We start from the raw sequence: 21959 nt of genomic DNA, 5'->3' as shown, positions 1-21959 counted from the left end.
GAAATCACCCTTCCGGCAGTGCGTCCAAACGCGCGGACACCCGCGCGATGTCGGCGACGGCGGCCTCCCGGCGCGCCTTGATCTTGTCGACCACCTGCGCCGGGGCCTTGTCGACGAAGGCCTGATTGTTCAGCTTGCCGTCGCACTGGGCCAGCTCTTTTTCGGCCGCCGCGAGGTCCTTGGCCAGCCGCTTGCGCTCGGCCGCCACGTCGATCGTGCCCGAGGTGTCCAGTTCCACGTGCACGCCGACGACGTCGAGCGAGGCGCTGGCGGTGAAGCCGTCGGCCGGCTCCTCCAGCCGGGCGATGGCCCGGATCGCCGACAGCTGGCCGACGATGTCGGCTTCGTCCACACCGGACAGTCGCGCCGGCACCTTCTGACCCGGCCGCAGCCCCTGGTCGGCCCGGAACCGGCGGACCTCGGTGATCAGCCGCTGCACGGTGTCGATGCGCTGCGCGGCAACGGCATCGACCGGCGCACCGGAGACCGTCGGCCACTCGGCGATCATCAGCGACTCGCCGCCGGTCAGCGCGGTCCACAGCGTCTCGGTGATGAACGGGATCACCGGGTGCAGCAGGCGCAGCAGCTTGTCCAGCACGTGCCCGAGCACGGCCCTGGTCGCCTCGGCCCGCGCGCCACCCTCGGCGATCTGCACCTTGGCCAGCTCGAGGTACCAGTCGCAGTACTCGTCCCAGGTGAAGTGGTACAGCGCCTCGCACAGCTTGGCGAACTCGTAGCCGTCGAACAGACCGTCCACTTCGGACACGACCTGGTCGGCCCGGTCCAGGATCCACCGGTCGGCGTCGGTCAGCTCGTCACGAGCCGGCACCGGCACGGCCGTGGTCGCGCCGTTGAGCAACGCGAACCGGCTGGCGTTCCACAGCTTCGTGCAGAAGTTGCGCGACCCGCCGGCCCACTCCTCGGCCAGCGCCATGTCCGAACCCGGGTTGGCCCCGCGGGCCAGGGTGAACCGGGCCGCGTCGGCGCCGTAGGTGTCCAGCCAGTTCAGCGGGTCGATGACGTTGCCGCGGGACTTGGACATCTTCTTGCCCGCCGCGTCCCGGATCAGCCCGTGCAGGTACACGTGGTCGAACGGCTGCGCGCCGTCCATCGCGTACAGGCCGAACATCATCATCCGGGCGACCCAGAAGAACAGGATGTCGTAGCCGGTGGACAGCACGCTGGTCGGATAGAACTTGGCCAGGTCGGCCGTCTTGTCCGGCCAGCCCAGCGTGGACATCGGCCACAGGCCCGAGGAGAACCACGTGTCCAGGACGTCCTCGTCCTGGTGCCAGCCCTCGCCGGTCGGCGGCTGCTCGTCCGGTCCGACGCAGACGACCTCGCCGTCCGGGCCGTACCAGACCGGGATCCGGTGGCCCCACCACAGCTGCCGCGAGATGCACCAGTCGTGCAGGTTGTCGACCCAGTCGAAGTAGCGCTTGGCCAGCTCCGGCGGGTGCACCGTGGTGCGGCCGTCACGGACGGCGTCGCCGGCGGCCTTGGCCAGCGGGCCCACGTTGACGAACCACTGGAGCGACAGCCGCGGCTCCACCACGGTGTCGCAGCGGGAGCAGTGGCCGACCGAGTGCAGGTACGGCCGCTTCTCGGCGACGATCCGGCCGAGCTCACGCAACGCCGCGACCACCGCCGGCCGCGCCTCGAACCGGTCCAGGCCCTCGAACGGCCCGGCCACCGAGATCACGCCGCGGGAGTCCATGATCGTCATGGACGGCAGCGAGTGCCGCTGGCCGATCTCGAAGTCGTTCGGGTCGTGGGCCGGCGTCACCTTCACCGCGCCGGTGCCGAAGGCCGGGTCCACATGCTCGTCGCCGACGATCGGGATGCGGCGGCCGGTCAGCGGCAGCTCGACCTCGGTGCCGATCAGGTGCCGGTACCGCTCGTCCTCCGGGTGCACTGCGACGGCAGTGTCGCCCAGCATGGTCTCGGCCCGGGTCGTGGCCACCACGATCGAGGCGTCGCCGTCGCCGTAGCGGATGGAGACGAGCTCGCCCTCGTCCTCGGAGTGCTCGACCTCGATGTCCGACAGCGCGGTCAGGCAGCGCGGGCACCAGTTGATGATCCGCTCGGCCCGGTAGGCCAGCCCGTCGTCGAACAGCTTCTTGAACATGGTCTGCACGGCCCGCGACAGCGGCTCGTCCATGGTGAAGCGCTCACGGCTCCAGTCGACGCTGTCGCCGAGGCGGCGCATCTGGTCGAGGATCTTGCCGCCGTACTCGGCCTTCCACTCCCAGACCCGCTCCACGAACTTCTCGCGGCCCAGGTCGTGCCGGGACAGGCCCTCGCCGGCCAGCTGGCGCTCGACCACGTTCTGGGTGGCGATGCCGGCGTGGTCCATGCCCGGCAGCCACAGCGCCTCGTAGCCCTGCATGCGGCGGCGACGGGTCAGCGCGTCCATCACCGTGTGGTTGAGGGCGTGCCCCATGTGCAGGCTGCCGGTGACGTTCGGCGGCGGCAGCACGATGCAGAACGCGGGCTTGTCACTGTTCGCGTCGGCGCCGAAATAGCCGTTGTCTACCCACCGCTGGTACAGCCCCTGCTCTACCTCCGCCGGGTTCCAGGCGGTGGGGAGATCGGTGGTGTACTGCTGCGGAAGGGTCTCGGTCACGCGAAGAGTCTACGGAGCCCGGACGGCACCCATCGAACGGGTGACACCGGCGTTGCTACAGTGCTCCCGCCTAAACGGGGGGAACCGTGGACGACATCGAGAGCCATCCGGACCTGACGGATGAGAAGTGGTTGCGCGCGGCCGAGAAGCGAGCCCGGCGCGCGGCCCGCAAGAACCGCCCGCCGCGCCGCCGCAAGCGTGGCCCACGGTTCAGCCGGCTGGTCATCCCGGCCGTGTTGATCGTGTTCTGCGGGGCGTTGATCGTGCTCTACCGGGTCGGCAGCGTCGAGCTGCCCGGCGCCTCCGCGCCGTCGACCACGACCGCGCCGACCTCGGCCAAGCCGGACCCGACCAAGGCCGAGGTGGGCGGGCACGTCGACCTTGATCGGCCCTTCGCCGCCACGCCGGCGGCCGACTGGCCGACCGAGGTCCCGGTGCCGGCGGCCGCGGCGACCGGTCACTTCACCGCCGCCCAGGTCACCGCCGCCTACCAGGCCGTGCAGCACACGATCACCGAGGCACGGCTCGATCCGCAGGTGACCGTGCACCACGAGCCGGCGCCGTACCTGGCGACGCTGACCACCGGCATCGACATGCACGACCCCGGCACGTGGGTCACCAAGATCGCCGACGGCTACCAGCTGCTACCGGTCGCGCCCAAGGTGTCCGGCGAGATGACCAGTTCGGTCGACGACCAGGGCAGGCTGGTCGTGCACGCCAACTACGTCTACGCCTACGCCTTCCAGCCGCCCTCGCACGTGGCCCCGGCGACGCCGTGGGACATCGTGTCGGTGATCCACGAGAACACCGACTACCTGATCGTCGGCGGCAAGCCGTGGCCGCACGCCGAGAAGTCGTACTACTTCTCGATGAACTGCGAGCAGGCCGACAAGGGCGTGCTGGCGCCGCAGTTCTCCGGGCACCCGACCCGGTCGCGCATCGACGCCGAGCAACCCCAGGCCTACTACGACCCCGCGCACACCGTCGACGTCCCCAAGGACGCCTGCTGACCCGCCTGGTCACGCTTTTCCGACAGGCGGACAATGGCCGGTATGACGCGCAGGCCTCCGCAGCAGGACGTCGACGAGAGCAAGCTCAGGGTCGGCGAGCCGAAAACGTACGCGGCCGGGGTGAAGGGCGTGCTGGTGTCGCTCCAGCACGGCCTGGACGAGATGGGGGCCGTGCGCAGCGCGCAGACCCTGCGCCTGCTCAACCAGCGGGAGGGCTTCGACTGCCCGGGCTGCGCGTGGCCCGAGGCCCAGGGGCACCGCAAGCTGGCCGAGTTCTGCGAGAACGGGGCCAAGGCGGTCGCCGAGGAGGCCACCGTCCGGCGCGTCACGCCCGAGTTCTTCGCCCGGCACTCGGTGGCCGAGCTGGCCGAGAAGACCGACTACTGGCTGGGCAAGCAGGGCCGGCTGACCGAGCCGATGGTGCTGCGCGAGGGTTCCTCCCACTACGAGCCGATCTCGTGGGACGACGCGTTCGCCCTGGTCGGCGGGGCCCTACGCGGGCTGGCCGACCCCAATGAGGCGATCTTCTACACGTCCGGGCGAACCAGCAACGAGGCCGCCTTCGCCTACCAGCTGCTGGCCCGCTCGCTCGGCACCAACAACCTGCCGGACTGCTCGAACATGTGCCACGAGTCGTCCGGCTCGGCGCTGATCCAGACCATCGGCATCGGCAAGGGCTCGGTCAGCCTGGCCGACGTCACCCACGCCGACCTGCTGCTGGTCGTCGGCCAGAACCCCGGCACCAACCACCCGCGCATGCTGTCGGCGCTGGAGGAGGCCAAGGGCAACGGCGCCACCATCGTGGCCGTCAACCCGCTGCCCGAGGCCGGGCTGATGCGGTTCAAGAACCCGCAGAACGTGCGGGGCGTGGTCGGCAAGGGCACGCCGCTGGCCGACGAGTTCTGCCAGATCCGGCTCGGCGGCGACCTGGCCTTCTTCCGGGCGTTGGGGCATCTCGTGCTGGCCGCCGAGGACGCCGCGCCGGGCACCGTGCTGGACCGGGAGTTCATCTCGTCCTCCACTTCCGGCTTCGAGGAGTGGGCGGCCGACATCCGTGAGCTCGACTGGGACGAGGTCGACGCGGCGACGGGTCTGTCCCGCGAGCAGATCGCCCACGTCGCGCGGCTGCTGGTGGAGTCGAAGCGGACGATCATCTGCTGGGCCATGGGTCTCACGCAGCACAAGCAGTCCGTGCCGACCATCCGCGAGCTCGTCAACGTGCTGCTGCTGCGCGGCATGATCGGCAAGCCGGGCGCCGGAGTGTGCCCGGTGCGCGGGCACTCCAACGTGCAGGGCGACCGCACCATGGGCATCTACGAGAAGCCCAAGGAGAACTTCCTGTCCGCTTTGGACGCCGAGTTCGGCATCACCTCGCCGCGCGAGCACGGGTACGACACGGTCGAAGCCATCCACGCGATGCGTGATGGCAAGGCCAAGGTGTTCTTCGCCGTCGGCGGCAACTTCGTGTCGGCCACGCCCGACACCGAGGTCACCATGCGGGCGCTGCGGTCCATGGACCTGACCGTGCACGTGTCGACCAAGCTGAACATGTCGCACGTGGTGCCGGGGCGCACGGCCCTCATCCTGCCGACCCTGGGCCGTACCGAGCGGGACGAGCAGGCGGGCGGCACCCAGTTCGTCACCGTCGAGGACTCCATGTCGGTGGTGCACCGTTCGCGCGGGCGGCTGTCCCCGGCCGGGCCGGCGCTGCTGTCCGAGGTGGCCATCGTGTCCCGGCTGGCCCGGGCCGTCTTCGGTTCCTCGCATGCCGTGCCGTGGGCGTCGTTCGAGGAGAACTACGACACCGTCCGCGACCACATTTCCCGTGTCGTGCCGGGCTGTGTGGACTACAACCCCCGGGTTCGGGAGCCCGACGGCTTCGTGCTGCCGCACCCGCCACGGGATTCCCGGTCCTTCCCGACGACCACCGGCAAGGCCAACTTCACGGTCAATCCGGTGCAGCTCATCACCGTGCCCGAGGGCCGGCTCATCCTGCAGACGCTGCGCAGCCACGACCAGTACAACACCACGATCTACGGTCTCGACGACCGTTACCGCGGTGTGCACGACGGTCGCCGGGTCGTCTTCGTCAATCCCGAGGATCTCTCGGCTCTGGGTATCGCCGACGGCGCCATGGTCGACATGATCAGCGAATGGCCGTCCGACTCCGGGGTGGTCGAGCGCCGGGTCAAGCTGTTCCGGGTGATCGCCTACCCGACGGCCCGTGGGTGCGCCGCGGCGTACTTCCCCGAGGCCAATGCCTTGGTGCCGCTGGAATCCACCGCCGAGACGTCCAACACGCCCACGTCCAAGGCCATCATCATCCGGCTCGAACAGAGCTGAGAGTCCACGACGGACGAAGGGCCGGGGCGCCTGCGCGCCCCGGCCCTTCGCTCGTTTTCCGTTGTCAGCTCTGGAAGAGCTGCACCACCTTGACGATCAGCTGGTACAGGCCGTAGGCGAAGGGTAAGCCGACCCACAGCCAGGCGATCACCATGAGCACGCTGTGGTTCTTCACTTCGACGTCGCTCACTTCGCCTCCACCTCCTCGGCGGCCGGCGCGTCCGCGGTGGCGACCGGCTCGTGGTACTTGCTGTCGACCGGCTTGATCAGCTCGTTGGCCACGAAGCCGATGACGAGCAGGCCGATCATGATGAAGAAGGACAGCGCGTACAGCGACGGACCGGACTTGCCGGCGGCCTTCTGCGCGTCGGCGATGCCGTCGATGATCAGCGGACCGGCCACGCCGGCGACCGACCACGCGGTGAGCAGCCGGCCGTGGATGGCGCCGACCTGGTAGGTGCCGAACAGGTCACGCAGGTAGGCCGGCACGGTGGCGAACCCGCCGCCGTAGAACGACAGGATCAGGATCGCGGCCAGCACGAACACGAGCTTGGACGACCCGCCGGCCAGCACCAGCACCAGGTACAGCAGCGCGCCGACACCGAGGTAGATGCGGTACATGTTCTTGCGGCCGATGGCGTCCGAGGTGGACGACCACACGAACCGGCCGAGCATGTTGCACAGCGACAGCAGCGCCACGAAGCCGGCGGCCGGGGCCGGGCTCACCTTGAAGAAGTCGACGATCATCGGCGACGCCTTCTCCAGGATGCCGATGCCGGCGGTCACGTTGAGGCAGAGCACCAGCCACAGCAGCCAGAACTGCGGCGTCTTGATGGCGTTCTTTGCCGAGACGTTGTTGGTGGTGATCAACTTGTGCGCGGTGGCCATGGACGGGTCCCAGCCGGCCGGCTTCCAGCCCTCGGCCGGCACCCGGACCAGGAACACGCCCATCGACATGAAGAGCGCGTACACCACGCCGTGCACCGCGAAGGTCGCCGCGATGCCCGAGGTGGTGGTGCCGAACCCGGCCAGCATGGCCGTCGACCAGGGTGACGCGATCAACGCTCCGCCGCCGAAGCCCATGATCGCGATACCGGTGGCCATGCCCGGACGGTCCGGGAACCACTTGATCAGCGTCGACACCGGCGAGATGTAGCCGATACCGAGGCCGATGCCGCCGACCAGGCCGTAGCCCACGACGACCAGCCAGAATTGCGACGTCGCCACGCCGAGCGCGGCGAGCAGGAACCCAGCGCCGAACGCGACGGATGCCACCGCCATCGCCCATCGCGGTCCGTTGCGTTCGACGAGCGTGCCGCCGAAGGCCGCCGACAGGCCGAGCATGACGATCGCCAGCTGGAACGGCAGGCCGCTCTCCACCCCGTTGAGGTGTAGCGCCTTCTCCAGCGGCGTCTTGAACACGCTCCACGCGTAGGCCTGTCCGATCGACAGGTGCACGGCGAGCGCGGAGGGCGGTACGAGCCAGCGGCTCCATCCCCCCGGCGCGATCGTGCGCGAGCGATCAAGGACCCCGAGTCCCATCTCCACTGCCCTCCCAGATAGTTGAGAATGGAACCTATTGGGATCCGGTGTGACTCGGCACGACCGAGTGGCGCACGTAACGACGAACGGCACCGCTCACGCGCCGAACGGAATGAACCGCAGACTTACGAAACTGGGAGGTTCCGAAATGGGAAGGGTGACGGTCCGCCGACCGGTGCTCAAGCTCTCCCACCAGGGCGAACGCTCTCGTCCGGATGCACTAGCGGCCGAAGAACCACTCGAATTGCGTATTGACGGAAAAGCGGTCGCGGTCACGATGCGGACGCCGGGCAACGATGTGGAACTGGCCCACGGTTTTCTGCTCACCGAGGCTGTGATCGGCGATCGCGAGGACATCTCGGCCGCCCGCTACTGCGCCGGAACCGGTCCCGACGGCCGAAACACCTACAATGTGCTCGAAGTCTCACTTTCCCCCGGCGTCGCACCGCCCGATGTCGGCGTGGAGCGCAACTTCTACACGACGTCCTCGTGCGGCGTGTGTGGCAAGGCCGCCCTCGACGCCGTCAAGCTGCGGACCCGCTACTCCCCCGCCGACGACGACTGCGCTGTGTCGACCGACGTGCTGACCACGCTGCCCGACAAGCTCCGTGCCGCCCAGAAGGTCTTCGACTCCACCGGCGGCCTGCACGGCGCCGGTCTGTTCACCACCGACGGCGAACTCCTCGTCGCCCGTGAGGACGTCGGCCGGCACAACGCCGTCGACAAGGTCATCGGCTGGGCCGTCCAGTCCGGGCTGATCCCGCTGCGCGGTCTGGTGCTGATGGTCTCCGGCCGAGCATCCTTCGAACTCGTGCAGAAGGCCGCCATGGCCGGCATCCCCGTGCTGGCCGCCGTGTCGGCTCCGTCGTCGCTGGCCGCCGAGCTCGCCGAGGAGCAGGGCATGACTCTCATCGGCTTCCTCCGCGGCGACTCGATGAACGTCTACACCGGCGCTGACCGCGTGCTCCGCTGAGCCGAAGTCGACCACACCGGCAAACTCGAGGTCTTTGGCAAACTCCCCTGCTTTGCCAAACTCCTCGGCTTTGCCAACCTCCCCTGCTCAGCCAAACTCCTCCGCCTTGCCAACCTCCCCTGCTCAGCCAAACTCCTCCGCCTTGCCAACCTCCCCTGCTCAGCCAAACTCCTCCGCCTTGCCAACCTCCCCTGCTCAGCCAAACTCCCCTGCCTTGCCAACCTCCCCCGCTCCGCCGACCCCCTCCGCCTTGGCAAACTCCCCCGCTCGACCGAACCCCTCCGCCTTGCAAAACTCCTCTGCTTTGCCGAACTCCCGAAGTTCGCCGGCCTCGCCTGTGTCGGCGACACACCACACAACGCCTGTGAACCGAGTTCACAGGCAACTCGCGGTGTGGCGGGCGAGTCACTGCTTGAACGTCACATCAGAGGCGACCGCACCGCTGACTAGGGTTGGACCATGAGCACACACTTCGACGTCGTGGTGGTGGGGGCCGGCCCCGGCGGGTACGTCGCGGCGATCCGAGCGGCGCAGCTGGGCCTGCGGACCGCGATCATCGAGGACCGGTACTGGGGCGGCGTCTGCCTGAACGTGGGCTGCATCCCGTCCAAGGCACTGCTGCGCAACGCCGAACTGGCCCACCTGCTGACCGGCGAGGCCGAGGCGTTCGGCATCCACGCCGAGGGCGGCATCACGATGGACTTCGGCGCGGCCTTCACCCGCAGCCGCAAGGTGGCCGACGGCCGGGTCAAGGGCGTCCACTTCCTGATGAAGAAGAACAAGATCCAGCAGTTCTTCGGCTGGGGCACGTTCACCGACGCCAACACCATCCAGGTCGCGCTGACCGACGGCGGCGAGGAAACGGTCACGTTCGACAACTGCATCCTGGCCACCGGCGCGACGACCCGGCTGCTGCCGGGCACGACGCTGTCCGAACGAGTCGTGACCTACGAAGAGCAGATCCTCACCGACACCCTGCCGGCCAGCATCATCATCGCCGGCGCGGGTGCGATCGGCGTCGAGTTCGCGTACGTCATGCACGGCTACGGCGTCGACGTCACGATCGTCGAGTTCCTCGACCGGCCCGTCCCGCTGGAGGACGAGGAGGTCTCGGCCGAACTGGCCAAGCGCTACCGCAAGCTCGGCATCAAGGTGCTCACCTCGACCCGGGTCGACGCGATCGACGACTCCGGCGAGAAGGTCCGGGTCACCGTGACCAAGGACGGCCAGCAGCAGGTGCTGGAAGCCGACAAGGTGCTCCAGGCGATCGGTTTCCAGCCGCGGGTCGAGGGCTACGGCCTGGAGAAGACCGGCGTTCGGCTGACCGAGCGCGGCGCGGTCGACATCGACGGCCGGGGCCGCACGAGCGTGCCGCACATCTTCGCCATCGGCGACGTGACCGCGAAATTGATGCTGGCGCACGCCGCCGAGTCGATGGGCATCGTGGCGGCGGAGACGATCGCCGGCGCGGAGACCATGGAGCTGGACTACGTGATGATTCCTCGCGCCACGTTCTGCCAGCCGCAGATCGCCAGCTTCGGCTACACCCAGAAGCAGGCCGAGGCCAAGGGCTTCGACGTCAAGGTGGCGAAGTTCCCGTTCACCGCGAACGGCAAGGCGCACGGCATCGGCGACCCGGGCGGCTTCGTGAAGCTGATCTCGGATGCCAAGTACGGCGAGCTGCTGGGCGCGCACATGATCGGCCCGGACGTGACCGAGCTGCTGCCCGAGTTGACGCTGGCCCAGCAGTGGGACCTGACGGTCACCGAGGTGGCCCGCAATGTGCACGCGCACCCGACGCTGAGCGAGGCGGTCAAGGAGGCCGTGCACGGCCTGGCCGGCCACATGATCAACTTCTGATCGAGCGCCGACAAAGGGCCCGCCCACCCGATGAGCCGGGTGGGCGGGCCTTGTCGCAGATCGGATCGTCCGTCAGGCCGACTTCTCGCGGCGCTCGCGGCGGCTGGGCTGCCGGGCCACGATGGTCGGGTTGACGTTCTCCCGCACGGTCTGCTCGGTGATGACCACCTTGGCGACGTCGGTGCGGCTGGGGATGTCGTACATCACCGGCAGCAGCACCTCCTCCATGATGGCGCGCAGGCCGCGGGCGCCGGTGCCACGCAGGATCGCCTGGTCGGCCACGGCCTCCAGGGCGGTCTTGGTGAACTCCAGCTCGACGCCGTCCATCTCGAACAGCTTCTGGTACTGCTTCACCATCGCGTTGCGGGGCTCGGTGAGGATCTTGACCAGGGACGGCTTGTCCAGGTTGGTCACGCTGGCCACGACGGGCAGGCGGCCGATGAACTCGGGGATCAGGCCGAACTTGATCAGGTCCTCCGGCATGGTGTCGCCGAAGATGTCGGACGACTCCATCTCGGCCTTGGAGCGGATCTCGGCGCCGAAGCCGAGGCTGCGCTTGCCGACCCGGTCCTGGATGATGCGCTCGAGCCCGGCGAACGCGCCGGCCACGATGAACAGCACGTTCGTCGTGTCGATCTGGATGAACTCCTGGTGCGGGTGCTTGCGGCCGCCCTGCGGCGGCACGCTGGCGGTGGTGCCCTCCAGGATCTTCAGCAGGGCCTGCTGCACGCCCTCGCCGGAGACGTCGCGCGTGATCGACGGGTTTTCACTCTTCCGAGCGATTTTGTCGACCTCGTCGATGTAGATGATGCCGGTCTCGGCCCGCTTGACGTCGTAGTCGGCGGCCTGGATCAGCTTGAGCAGGATGTTCTCGACGTCCTCGCCGACGTAGCCGGCCTCGGTCAGCGCGGTGGCGTCCGCGATGGCGAACGGCACGTTGAGCAGCTTGGCCAGGGTCTGGGCGAGGTAGGTCTTGCCGCAGCCGGTCGGGCCGAGCATCAGAATGTTGGACTTGGCCAACTCGACGCCGTCGTCCCGGCCGTCCCGGTTCCGGTCGCCCGCCTGGATGCGCTTGTAGTGGTTGTAGACCGCCACCGACAGCGTGCGCTTGGCATCGTCCTGACCGATCACGTACTGGTCGAGGAAGTCGTGGATCTCGGCCGGCTTGGGCAGCTCGTCCAGTTTGACGTCGCCCGCCTCGGCCAGCTCCTCCTCGATGATCTCGTTGCAGAGGTCGATGCATTCATCGCAGATATACACGCCTGGACCGGCGATGAGCTTCTTCACCTGCTTCTGGCTCTTCCCGCAGAAGGAGCACTTCAGCAGGTCTCCGCCGTCACCGATACGCGCCATGACCGCTGACCTCTGTCCCCTCCGGTGGACCGGCGGTGCCGGCTCACCTGGCTGTCACGATGGCCCGACCCACACCGATGGGTCGCGCACGTTCCCCACGACGGTACCCGCCCGCGATGGCGAGCGGGAGGACCAGCGTGCCCCGACCGTGTCGAACCAGGCGATTACTCGCCGGATTCGGCGTGTCGGCCGGGGCCGCGGGCCCCGTTCAGCTCTGCGCGGACAGCTTCCGGTACGGCAGCACCTCGTCGATGATGCCGTAGACCCGGGCCTCCTCGGCGGTGAGGATCTTGTCGCGGTCGATGTCCGACGCGACCTCGTCCGCCGTCTTGTTGGTGTGCCGGGCCAGGGTGGTCTCCAGGGCGCGGCGCACCCGCTGGATCTCGTTGGCCTGGATCTCCAGGTCGGACACCTGGCCGTAGACGCCCTCGGTGGCCGGCTGGTGGATCATGATGCGGGAGTTCGGCAGCGCGCGGCGCTTGCCGGGGGTGCCGGCGGCGAGCAGCACGGCGGCCGCGGAGGCGGCCTGGCCGAGGCACACCGTGACGATGTCCGGGCGCACGTACTGCATCGTGTCGTAGATCGCCATCAGCGAGGTGAACGAGCCGCCGGGCGAGTTGATGTACATGACGATGTCGCGGTCGGGGTCGACCGACTCCAGGTACAGCAGCTGCGCCATCACGTCGTTGGCCGACGCGTCGTCGATCTGCACGCCGAGGAAGATGATGCGCTCCTCGAACAGCTTGTTGTAGGGGTTGGACTCCTTGACCCCGTAGCTGGTGCGCTCGACGAAGGACGGCAGCACGTAGCGGGACTGGAGTGGCTGGTACTGGCTCACTGATGACTCCTGGCGTCGCTTGTCGCTTGGTCGAGCTGGCGGGTCGGACCCGGTGTCCCGGCGGGCGGCCCGCGGCTGGCTTGCTTTCGACTTTAACGAACGCGGGCGGCGCCGACGTCCCGACGCCGCCCGCGTTCGCTCAGGGCGTCACTCCTGCTCGGCTGCCTCGTCGGCGGTCTCCTCGACGGCGGGGGCCGCCGGGGCGCCGAACAGTTCTTCCAGGTCGACGGTGTTGCCGGAGGCGTCGGTCACGGTGGCCTGGCGGACCACCGAGGCCAGCGCCTTGCCCCGGCGGACGTCGGCGAAGATGGCGCCGAGCTGGCCGGCCTGCTGGGCCCGCTGGACGTACTCGTCGGGGCTGATGCCGAAGCGCTGGGCCTGGTAGACGATGCGCTCGGACAGCTCGGCGTCGTTGACCTGGACCTGCTCGGCGTCGGCCACCGCGTCCAGCACGAGCTGGGTCTTCACGGCCTGCTCGGCGGCGGTGCGCAGCTCCGCGTCGAACTCCTCCGCGGTCTGCCCCTGCTCGGTGAGCCACTCGTTGAAGCGGTCGTCGTCGTGGTCGAAGGCGTGCACCGCGTCGTGCTTGCGGGTCTCCACCTCGGCGGCCACCACGGCCTCCGGCAGCGGCACCTCGGTGACCTCGAGGAGGGCCTCGAGCACCTTGTCGCGGGCCTGCACGCCCTGCTGCATCTTGTTGACGCGGCCGAGGCGCTCGCGCAGGTCGGCCTTCAGCTCGTCGAGCGTGTCGAACTCGCTGGCCAGCTGGGCGAACTCGTCGTCGGCCTCGGGCAGCTCGCGCTTCTTGATGTTGTCGACCTTGACCTCGACCTCGGCGTCGCGGCCTTCGAACTCGCCGGCGACCAGCTGGGTGGTGAAGGTCTTGCTCTCGCCGGCGGCCGCGCCGATGAGGGCGTCGTCGATGCCCTCGACGAGCTGGCCGGAGCCGATCTCGTAGGACAGGCCGGTGGTGCGGGCCTCTTCGACCTCGGTGCCGTCGACGGTGGCCGACAGGTCGATGGTGACGAAGTCGCCGTTCTCGGCCGGGCGGTCGACGCCGGTCAGCGTGCCGAAGCGGGCGCGCAGCTCGTCGAGCTGCTTGTCCACGTCCTCGTCGCTGATCTCGATGTCGTCGACGCTCACGGCCAGCTCGCCGAACGCCGGCACGGTGATGTCGGGGCGGATGTCCACCTCGGCGGTGAACGCCAGGTGGTCGCCGTCCTCGATCTTGGTCACCTCGATGTCCGGGCGGCCCAGCGCCCGCACCTCGCCCGCGTTCACGGCCTCCATGTACTTGGCCGGGATCGCCTCGTTGACCACCTCGTCCAGCACCGGCGCGCGCCCGATGCGCGACTCCAGCACGCGCGGCGGCACCTTGCCCTGGCGGAAGCCCGGAATGCGGACCTGGCCGGCGAGCTTGCGGTAGGCCCGGTCGAAGTTCGGCTTCAGCTCGTCGAACGGCACCTCGACGTTGATCCGGACCCTGGTCGGGCTCAGCTGCTCGACGGTGCTCTTCAACGTGGTCTCCTCGTACGAACAAATGCGTGCACAGTGCTCCCGACCGCACAGCGCCCCGGGATTGGATGCCCCAAGTCTAGGTCGACCAGCAACAGCCACCCCTGCCGCCCCCCAGCACACCCCACCGCCCAAAGCCACCGCCCGCGGAGAAGGGAAGCCGAGGCCGAGGCGACCGCAGGAGAGACGAGAGCCACGAAGCCAGGCGACGCGACAGAGAAGGAAGCCAGGAGAGCAGGCAGATGGGGAGGAGGGGAAGGCAGCGCAGGGGAAGAGGGCGACACCGCCACACAGGGCCAAGAGAGATGGCGGGCCGGCACCCCAGAAACACCACCGGACAGCAGGGTGTAGGCCGCAGGCCACACCCGGGGGTCCAGGGGGCGGAGCCCCTTGGCTCGGGGTCTGGGGCGGGAGCCCCAGAAAACACCCCCGACGATAACGGCGAAGGGACGCGCCGAAGGCGCGCCCCTGAGCACAGTTCACCCAATCGTCGGGGTGGCGGGATTTGAACCCACGGCCCCTCGCTCCCAAAGCGAGTGCGCTACCAAACTGCGCCACACCCCGTTCGCGCCGTCTTGGCGATGGCGCGTGCATGAGAGTAGCGCGACCCGCTAAGCTCCCGCATGCACCCGGTGGGTTGTGGGTGCGTGCGGGTGTAGCTCAATGGCAGAGCTCCAGCCTTCCAAGCTGGCCATGCGGGTTCGATTCCCGTCACCCGCTCTTCTTTTGCCCCGCATCGCCGCCGTGGATGTGTCGAGCGCCACAGTTATCGGGTGGTGAGGACGATGGCGGTGGCGTCGTCGCGGTAGCCGTCTTCGGTTTCGCGGGCGGCGGCGATGATGGCGTCGGCGAGTGTCTCGGGGTTGTCGTGGTGTTCCCGGACGAGTGCTTCGAGTTCGTCGTGGGGGACGTTGTCGAGTCCGTCGCTGACGAGGATGAGGAGTTCGTCGGTGGGCGCGGAGGAGACGGCGACGTTGGTGACGGTGGCGCTGGAGAGGGTGACGCGGACCCAGCTGTCGTGCAGGGGTGCGAGGTCGGCGACGCCGTTGCCGCGGAGGTAGGCGCCCATGGTGTGGGGGTCGGTGCGCCGGTGGAGGTGGCTGCCGTCCCAGCTGTAGGCGTGGGAGTCGCCGACCCAGGCGAGGTGGGTGGGGTGTCCGGGCACGGCGAGGGCGAGCACGATGACGCCGTCGGGGATGTGGCGTCGGGTGCCGGGGTCTTCGAGGAGTGCGGCGGCGGCGAGCACGCCGGCGAGTGCGCCTTTGGTGGCGCCGATGCGTACGGCGCTTTCGGCTAACAGCCGCATGGTTTCGGCGCCGTCGGGGTCGTTGCCGATGCCGTCGACGATGGCGGCGACGGCGACGCCGGTGGATGCCTGGAAGAGGGCGGCGGCGTCCATGTTGTGGTCACGGACGCCGCGGCGGGTGGCGCTGGCCGCGCGCCGGCCGTGGGTGAGGTCGTGCGCTGTGCTCAAGCCGGGGGCCTCGTTTCCGTCTGAGGAAATGCCGGCGGCGCAAGGGATCGCGCCGCCGGCCGGTGGTCAGCGCAGGCCGACGAGTGCCATGGCCCGGTTGAGGGTGGCGTCGGCGACGGCGGCGGCTTTCTCGGCGCCGTCGGCGAGTACCTGGTCGAGGTAGCCGGTTTCGCTGTGGATCTCGGCGAACCGCGACTGGATGGGCGTGATCTTGTCGAGGACGAGTTCGGCGAGGTCCTTCTTGAGGGTGCCGTAGCCGTTGCCGTCGAAGCGGTCGAGGGTGGCTTCGCGGGTGGCCCCGGACAGGGCTTCGTGCAGCACCAGCAAGTTGTCGACGCCGGGCGAGAGGTTCTCGCGGTCGACGGCGCTGCCGGCGTCGGTGACGGCCCGCATGATGGCCTTGCGGATCTTCTTGGGGTCGTCGAGCAGGCCGATGGCGTGGCCCTCGGTGGTCTCGGCCTTGCTCTTGCTCATCTTGGCGGTGGGGTCGTCGAGGCCCATGATGCGGGCGCCGCTCTTGCGGATGAGCGCGTCCGGCACGCGGAAGCACTGGCCGAACATCGAATTGAACCGGTTGGCGATGTCCCGGGTGAGTTCGACGTGCTGGCGCTGGTCGTCACCGACGGGAACGAATTGCGCCTGATAGAGAAGAATGTCCGCGGCCATGAGCGCCGGATAGGTGAACAGGCCGGCGCTGGGGTTCGCGCCCTGCGACTTGGACTTGTACTGGGTCATGCGCTCGAGCCAGCTGACCGGGGTGACGCAGTCGAAGATCCAGCCGAGTGTGGCGTGCGCCGGCACCCTGGACTGCAGGAACAGCACGGACTTGGCCGGGTCGAGGCCGCAGGCCAGGTAGAGGGCGACGATCTCGCGGATGCGGCGGCGCAGGTCGTCGGCCTTGATCGCCTCGGGAATGGTGAGGGCGTGCAGGTCGGCGATGAAGAAGAAGTTGTCGTAGGAGTCCTGCTCCTCGGCCCAGACGCTGAGCGCACCGATGTAGTTGCCGATCGTCAGGTTGCCGGTCGCGGTAATACCGGACAGCACCCTTGGCTTCGCCTGCGCTGCGGCGTCCGTCATCTGAAGTCCCTCTATTCAACGGCACATTTACGCGTGAATTCTACCCTCCTGACGGCCGGCGAATTCGGCGACCTACGAAAGTCAGGCCGGACGACTACTTAGGTAGCCGCGGTCGCGGACTTTGTCGGCTGGTGGCCGGTGACGCAGCGCGCTGGGATGGACACCGACAGCTGACCTGGGGAGGGAGTTGCATGTCACGACGGTTTGTGGCGGCCGGCTTGGCCGTGCTGTGCGCGGCGACGCTGACCGCGGGCACCGGTTCGGCCAGTGCGTCCGGGGATTGGCCGACCTGGACGAAGGACCTGCGCGGTTCGCGCTTCAACGGCAGCGAGCACCGCATCACGACCGAGACGGTCGGGAACCTGAAACTGAAGTGGGCGTTCAGCTATCCGACGCCGGGCGCGCCCGGCCCACACAGCCAGCCGGCGGTGGCCGACGGCGCAGTGTTCTTCGGCGGTTCGGACAGCTACTTCTATTCGGTGGACGCGAAGTCCGGCGCGAAGCGATGGACGTTCGCGTTGCCGCCGAACGACATGGTGCAGGACGGCGCGGCGGTGGCGGCGGGGCGCGTGTACTTCGGCGACACGCAGGGCACGGTTCGCGCGCTGGACCAGCGCACCGGGCGTCTGCTGTGGCAGTTCCGGACGGACACAACACCGCTGTCGGTGGTGACGAGTTCGCCGATCTTCTTCGAGGGCCACATTTTCGTCGGCACGTCCAGTGGGCAGAACACGGCCGACCAGAACACGGCGTGTTGCACGTTCCGCGGCCACGTCGACTCGATCGACGCCGCCACCGGCAAGCTCTCCTGGCGCTACTACACGGTTCCGCCGCCACAGCAGGTCGGCACGTGGCCCAGCGGCGCGGCGCGTTTCGAGCCATCCGGCGCGGGCGTGTGGAGCTCGCCGGTGATTGATCAGCGCACGCACACGCTGTACGTGGGCACCGGCCAGAACTACACCGGGCACGGCGGCGATTTCGACACGTTGCTGGCGTTGAACACGGCCAGCGGCAAGGTGCGCTGGAAGCAGCAGGTGACGCCGGACGACACCTGGCGGTCGCTGTGCAACGACCCGAAGTCGACCGACGGCTACTGCCCGGTGCCGAAGAACACCCAGCTGGACTGGGATCTGGGCGCCACACCGAATCTGTTCACCGTCAACGGTCGGGACCTGGTCGGCATCGGCCAGAAGGCCGGGATCTACCACGTGTTCGACGCGCACACCGGCCAGGTCGTGTGGCGGCGGCTGCTGTCCACGCCGATGCCCAACGGCGGGCTGTCCGGCATCCAGTGGGGCACCAGCTTCGACGGCCAACGCCTCTACATAGCCACGATGATGAACGAGCCCGGCACGCTCTACGCCCTCGATCCCACCACCGGGGCGGAGCTCTGGCACACCCCGAACCCGGCGGACGGCTGCACCACCGGCGGAGCGGCGCAGTACCCGGATCTGTGCACGCCGTCGCTCATTCCGGCCGTGACGACGTCGCCCGGGCTGGTGTACGAGGGCAGCGCCGACGGCAAGATGCGGGTGTTCGACAGCGCGACCGGCAAGGTGGTGTGGACGTACGACACGATCCGGGATTTCGACGGCGTGAATGGTCTGCCCGGTCGGGGCGGCGCGATCTCCGGTGGCGGCGGCGCGGTCGTCGCCGACGGCATGGTGTACGTGCAGACCGGGTACTGGATGGCGCCGTACCCGAGTGATCGCGGCCACGTGCTGCTCGCGTTCGGACTGTAGGCGGGCAGGCCGGTTTAGGGTGGGCTGGTGGTGCACCACCAGCCCCCCAGCAGGTTGTCGATCGGCCGGTTGTCGACCGTCGGGTACTCACGCAGCGTGCTGTTCGTCGTGAACACGGTTGCCTCGGCCAACCGGCTGCTGGACATCGTGCCGTTGTTCGAAATGGACTTTCGCGTCCAGTTGGTGTTCACCACGCCGCCGAACTCGACCGTCACCGACGGGGTGGCCGAGGTGTTCGCGGCACTGGACGTGGTGGCGATCTCGTGGGACGAGGCGGTGTCCCGGGACTTCGACCTGGCGATCACGGCCAACCACCGCGGCGATCTGCACGAGTTGCGCGCGCCGGTGGTGATCGTCTCGCACGGGGTGGGTTACAGCAAGAAGGCGGCCCAGAGCCCAGAGCCCAGAGCCCAGAGCCCAGAGCCCAGAGCCCAGAGCCCAGAGCCCAGAGCCCAGAGCCCAGAATATGGGCTTTCGCCGGACTGGTTGCTGCACAACGGCAAACTCGTCGCCGACACGCTCGTCTTCTCCCACGAGGAGCAGGTCGCCCGCCTGGCCGCCGCCGTCCCCGAGGCGCTACCAGCCGCCGCTGTGGCCGGCGATCCGTGTTTCGACCGCATCCTCGCCAGCACCGGCCGACGTCCGATCTACCGCGCGGCACTGGGTTGTGACGACGACACCACCCTGATCGTCGCCAGCTCGACCTGGCGCAAGGGTTCCGCTTTCGGCTCCTGGCCGACGTTTCTACGTCAGCTCCTGACCGAACTGCCGCCGTACCACCGCGTGGCCGCCGTGCTGCACCCGCACGTCTGGCACGGCCACAGTCCACATCAGGTCAACTCCTGGTTGGCCGACTGCGTCCGCGCCGGCTTGATCCTCATCCCGCCCCTGGAGGGCTGGCGGGCCGCACTGATCGCCGCCGACATAGTCGTCGGCGACCACGGCGCGGTCACATGTTACGCCGCCGCACTCGACAAACCCGTTGTCCTGGCAGCATTCGACGAACACGAGATCGTCGCCGGCACCGCAGTGTCCACAATGGGCACACTTGCCGGCCGACTCGATCGGGACGCCCCGTTGCTGCCGCAACTCGCCCGCGCGAACACGCACTGGCCCGGTGTCCGCGGCCTCGTCAGCTCACGACCCGGCGAGGCCGCAAGCCTGCTCCGATCCCTTTTCTACCAACGTCTAGAACTGTCCGAACCGGACAGTGGCATTGTCGAGCCACCGCTGTCGGCCACCGGCCTACATCCCGGCACCGGCGTGCAAGCCTTCACCGTCACAGCAGAAATTCTGGACTCAATAGTCCACTTGACCCGGCGTCGCACCGACGTCCGCCCGATCCCCGCCGGCCCGTCGCATCTGGTCGTGCACGCCGATCACCCGATCCGCGAATACCGCACCAACGCCGACATCCTGTTCACCGACCACGCCGGTCCAGCTTTGTTCGCCCAGGCCCCCGGTTGCCGACTTCTCGTCGACACAACCACCGGCACCGCAACGTTTCGCGGCCGCGAACGGCCAATTCGCCTCCACGGTTGCGATCCGCTGATCGCCGCCTCCGCGTTGTTCACCGTGCTCGACGACCACCCGGCCGAACTCCGGATCATCGCCGACGGCCGCCCCTACTCCTGCACGTTGTCCAGCTGAAGCCGCAGTCCTTCGGCGATCCTCCGCTGCGACTCGGACCCGTCCTCGGCGAACAACCGCTCCGCCGTGGCGAACGCCGTACGGGCCGCGTCGATCTCGCCCAGCCCGGCCAGCGCCCGGCCCGACTCCAGCCCGCACTTGGCCTTGTTGTCCGTCTCCGCGGTCGGCTCGAAGTACTCCCCCGCCGGCACGATCTCGTCCCGCGCCGCCGCGAACTCCACCAGCACCAGCAGCGCCCGGCAACGCTGCAACCTCAGCAACGCGAACTCCCGCGGGTCGTCCGCGACCGCCCAGGCAAGGTCGAAGCAGCGCAACGCTTCCCGAGCGTGGCCCCGCCGAAGCTCGACGTCCTCCTGCGCGAGGACCCGCCGGAGTTCGATCTTGCCCTGCCACTCCAGCGAACTTTCCTGCCCCTGCCGGTGCCCGATGGCCACCGCCAGCCCGTGCGAGTTCCTGAAGCACTCCAACGCCTTGTCCAGCTCGCCCAGCCCCAGGTGCGCCGACCCGAGCTGCGACTCCATCCGCATCTCCGCCTCGACGTTCCCACACCGCCGCGCGGCCACCAGCCCCACCTGATGAGTGTCGATCCAGTCCTCGTAATGACCGTGGAGGTGATAGAGCCCCCACAGCGCCTCGCACAGCTGCCACGCCAGGTCGGCCTGCCCCGCCGCCTCGGCCAGTTTCACCGCGCCGGCCAGGTTCACCCGCTCCCGTTCCAGCCATGCCAGCGCCGCCGTCCGCGTCACCTCGACGTTCGACTCCACCTGGTACAGCGGCCCACTCCGCGGCCGGTCCGACAGCACGCGGTCGAAAGTGACCGTGTACCTGAGGTACCAGTCGACGATCCGCCAGGCCAGCTCCGACGGGATCGGCCCGGCCTTGGACCGCGCGTGAGCATGGGCCAGATCGTGGAAGTGAAACCGCCCGTTGTCGTCGACCGTGAGCAAATGGGCGTCGCACAACAGTTCCAGCGCGTCGGCCACGTCCTCGGGATCGCCGCCCACCATGTGCTCCGCGAGCTCGGTCTCGAACGACCGACCCGGATGGGCGGCCAGCACGCGGTAGGCCGCGGCCGCGTCGGCGTCCAACTGGTCGTAGGCCATGTCGAGGTGGGCGGTCAGCAGCAGCTTGTCGTTCTTGGCCAGCGCGTCCCAGCCACGGTCGGCAATGCCGCGCAGGAGACGGGCGCGTTGCCGGTCCGAGGCGCCGATCAGCCGGCTGACGATCAGCTCGATGGCGATCGGAAAGCCCTTGGCCGCCTGGACGATCACTGCCGACTCCTCGGCCGTGACGGACCGGCCGTGCTCGGCCAGCAGTTCCCCGACCAGCCGATGCGCGAATTCGATGTCGAGTCGGGGAACCTCGATGCCGAAGAAGTCCGGCGACAGCCCGCTCGGCCGCCATCGGCCAGCGCCCAGCAGCACACAGCCCCGACCGGTCGGCCGAAAGTACGCCAGCTGGGCGGCATTGGCCGCATCGTCCAGCAGCAACAGCACCTTCTTGTCACGGCAGAGCGCGCGCAGCTGGGCCGCCCGGTCCTCGGTCGTCGCCAGGAGGTCGGCCTCGGACACGCCGAGCTTGCGCAGTGCCGCGCCCAGCGCCTCGCCGGCTGACTCGAGCACCTGGCGCTCGGGGTCGGCCAGCTTCACATAGACGACGCCGTCCGGGAACTCCGCCGTGTGCTGCTCGACCCAGTAGGCCGCCGCGCCGGTCTTGCCCACGCCGCCGGGACCGTACAGAAACATCAGGGCCGGCTTGTCCGCGGCACGCGCCAGCTCAATGCGCTCGTCGATCTTCCGCCGCACCGCGTCGCGGTTGACGAAGCAGCTCGGCGCGGCCGGGGTCTCGTTGCCGACGCGGTACCGGCCGCTGTCGACCTGAATGGTCAGCCGCTCGATGTAACCGGCCTGCACGACCGTGCCGGAGATATTGCCCGAAGCCTGGTTCGACACCACG

The 21959-nt window shown here is 68.8% G+C and carries 15 protein-coding genes and 2 tRNA genes; 7 read left to right on the top strand and 10 right to left on the bottom strand.

The features are described 5' to 3' along the window. Positions 1-4: 4 nt before the first annotated feature. Positions 5-2626: a valine--tRNA ligase gene (locus M3Q35_RS43785; protein WP_273938482.1), complete on the bottom strand. Its 2622-nt coding sequence runs from the start codon at positions 2624-2626 to the stop codon at positions 5-7. A gap of 86 nt (positions 2627-2712) precedes the next feature. Here M3Q35_RS43785 and M3Q35_RS43780 point away from each other — a divergent pair, with 86 nt between their 5' ends. Together M3Q35_RS43780 and M3Q35_RS43775 are read left to right on the top strand one after the other, a co-directional pair. Beyond that, on the top strand, positions 2713-3636 hold the full coding sequence (locus M3Q35_RS43780) for a hypothetical protein (protein WP_273938481.1): 924 nt from the start codon (positions 2713-2715) through the stop codon (positions 3634-3636). A 42-nt stretch (positions 3637-3678) separates the two neighbouring features. Next, positions 3679-5979 carry an FdhF/YdeP family oxidoreductase gene (locus tag M3Q35_RS43775; protein WP_273938480.1) on the top strand — a complete coding sequence of 767 codons (2301 nt, stop codon included), beginning with the start codon at positions 3679-3681 and terminating at the stop codon, positions 5977-5979. 64 nt (positions 5980-6043) lie between these two features. Here the strand turns inward: M3Q35_RS43775 and M3Q35_RS43770 are convergent, their stop codons facing one another. Both M3Q35_RS43770 and M3Q35_RS43765 read right to left on the bottom strand, forming a co-directional pair. Further along, positions 6044-6169, bottom strand: coding sequence for an MFS transporter small subunit (locus M3Q35_RS43770; RefSeq protein ID WP_273944754.1), 126 nt, complete (start codon positions 6167-6169; stop codon positions 6044-6046). Then, on the bottom strand, positions 6166-7521 hold the full coding sequence (locus tag M3Q35_RS43765; RefSeq protein WP_273938477.1) for an L-lactate MFS transporter: 1356 nt from the start codon (positions 7519-7521) through the stop codon (positions 6166-6168). Before M3Q35_RS43765 ends, M3Q35_RS43770 begins: the two co-directional genes overlap by 4 nt. A 148-nt stretch (positions 7522-7669) precedes the next feature. Here M3Q35_RS43765 and fdhD point away from each other — a divergent pair, with 148 nt between their 5' ends. Together fdhD and lpdA are read left to right on the top strand one after the other, a co-directional pair. Further along, on the top strand, positions 7670-8494 hold the full coding sequence (gene fdhD, locus M3Q35_RS43760; protein ID WP_273938476.1) for a formate dehydrogenase accessory sulfurtransferase FdhD: 825 nt from the start codon (positions 7670-7672) through the stop codon (positions 8492-8494). Positions 8495-8953: 459 nt separating this feature from the next. Beyond that, positions 8954-10354 carry a dihydrolipoyl dehydrogenase gene (gene lpdA, locus M3Q35_RS43755; protein ID WP_273938475.1) on the top strand — a complete coding sequence of 467 codons (1401 nt, stop codon included), beginning with the start codon at positions 8954-8956 and terminating at the stop codon, positions 10352-10354. A 72-nt stretch (positions 10355-10426) separates the two neighbouring features. Here the strand turns inward: lpdA and clpX are convergent, their stop codons facing one another. The 4 genes from clpX to M3Q35_RS43735 all read right to left on the bottom strand — a co-directional run bounded on the left by clpX (position 10427) and on the right by M3Q35_RS43735 (position 14624). Next, positions 10427-11707: an ATP-dependent Clp protease ATP-binding subunit ClpX gene (clpX, locus tag M3Q35_RS43750; RefSeq protein WP_043718043.1), complete on the bottom strand. Its 1281-nt coding sequence runs from the start codon at positions 11705-11707 to the stop codon at positions 10427-10429. A gap of 208 nt (positions 11708-11915) precedes the next feature. Then, a complete protein-coding gene (locus M3Q35_RS43745) occupies positions 11916-12545 on the bottom strand; it encodes an ATP-dependent Clp protease proteolytic subunit (RefSeq protein WP_273938474.1) in 630 nt (209 codons plus the stop codon). Between the two features lie 147 nt (positions 12546-12692). Further along, a complete protein-coding gene (tig, locus tag M3Q35_RS43740; RefSeq protein ID WP_273938473.1) occupies positions 12693-14063 on the bottom strand; it encodes a trigger factor in 1371 nt (456 codons plus the stop codon). A 487-nt stretch (positions 14064-14550) separates the two neighbouring features. Next, positions 14551-14624, bottom strand: a tRNA-Pro gene (locus tag M3Q35_RS43735). An 85-nt stretch (positions 14625-14709) separates the two neighbouring features. On the opposite strand from M3Q35_RS43735, the gene M3Q35_RS43730 reads away from it, so the two are divergent. Next, positions 14710-14780: transfer RNA gene (locus M3Q35_RS43730), tRNA-Gly, on the top strand. 46 nt (positions 14781-14826) lie between these two features. Here M3Q35_RS43730 and M3Q35_RS43725 read toward each other — a convergent pair. Together M3Q35_RS43725 and trpS are read right to left on the bottom strand one after the other, a co-directional pair. Further along, a complete protein-coding gene (locus M3Q35_RS43725; protein ID WP_273938472.1) occupies positions 14827-15534 on the bottom strand; it encodes a PP2C family protein-serine/threonine phosphatase in 708 nt (235 codons plus the stop codon). Positions 15535-15600: 66 nt separating this feature from the next. Continuing rightward, positions 15601-16611, bottom strand: a complete 1011-nt coding sequence (gene trpS, locus M3Q35_RS43720; RefSeq protein ID WP_273938471.1) for a tryptophan--tRNA ligase — start codon at positions 16609-16611, stop codon at positions 15601-15603. Positions 16612-16802: 191 nt separating this feature from the next. Here trpS and M3Q35_RS43715 point away from each other — a divergent pair, with 191 nt between their 5' ends. Both M3Q35_RS43715 and M3Q35_RS43710 read left to right on the top strand, forming a co-directional pair. Next, on the top strand, positions 16803-18353 hold the full coding sequence (locus tag M3Q35_RS43715) for an outer membrane protein assembly factor BamB family protein (RefSeq protein ID WP_273938470.1): 1551 nt from the start codon (positions 16803-16805) through the stop codon (positions 18351-18353). A gap of 96 nt (positions 18354-18449) precedes the next feature. Next, positions 18450-20003, top strand: coding sequence for a hypothetical protein (locus M3Q35_RS43710; protein ID WP_273938469.1), 1554 nt, complete (start codon positions 18450-18452; stop codon positions 20001-20003). On the opposite strand, the gene M3Q35_RS43705 is transcribed toward M3Q35_RS43710, so the two are convergent. Continuing rightward, positions 19979-21958, bottom strand: coding sequence for an AAA family ATPase (locus M3Q35_RS43705; RefSeq protein WP_273938468.1), 1980 nt, complete (start codon positions 21956-21958; stop codon positions 19979-19981). The two genes, M3Q35_RS43710 and M3Q35_RS43705, sit on opposite strands and share 25 nt — an antisense overlap. Between the last annotated feature and the right edge of the window lies 1 nt (position 21959).

Origin of the sequence: Kutzneria chonburiensis (assembly GCF_028622115.1) — a bacterium.
Lineage (GTDB): Bacteria > Actinomycetota > Actinomycetes > Mycobacteriales > Pseudonocardiaceae > Kutzneria > Kutzneria chonburiensis.
The sequence above is the reverse complement of the archived record's forward strand: the minus strand, read 5'-3'. Positions and strand labels throughout refer to the sequence as shown.

Excerpts from the sequence above, each read along its gene's own strand:
- M3Q35_RS43715 (WP_273938470.1), top strand. The coding sequence starts at position 16,803 with ATGTCACGACGGTTTGTGGCGGCCGGCTTGGCCGTGCTGTGCGCGGCG.
- clpX (WP_043718043.1), bottom strand. The coding sequence starts at position 11,707 with ATGGCGCGTATCGGTGACGGCGGAGACCTGCTGAAGTGCTCCTTCTGC.
- M3Q35_RS43765 (WP_273938477.1), bottom strand. The coding sequence starts at position 7,521 with ATGGGACTCGGGGTCCTTGATCGCTCGCGCACGATCGCGCCGGGGGGA.
- lpdA (WP_273938475.1), top strand. The coding sequence starts at position 8,954 with ATGAGCACACACTTCGACGTCGTGGTGGTGGGGGCCGGCCCCGGCGGG.
- trpS (WP_273938471.1), bottom strand. The coding sequence starts at position 16,611 with ATGACGGACGCCGCAGCGCAGGCGAAGCCAAGGGTGCTGTCCGGTATT.
- fdhD (WP_273938476.1), top strand. The coding sequence starts at position 7,670 with ATGGGAAGGGTGACGGTCCGCCGACCGGTGCTCAAGCTCTCCCACCAG.
- M3Q35_RS43775 (WP_273938480.1), top strand. The coding sequence starts at position 3,679 with ATGACGCGCAGGCCTCCGCAGCAGGACGTCGACGAGAGCAAGCTCAGG.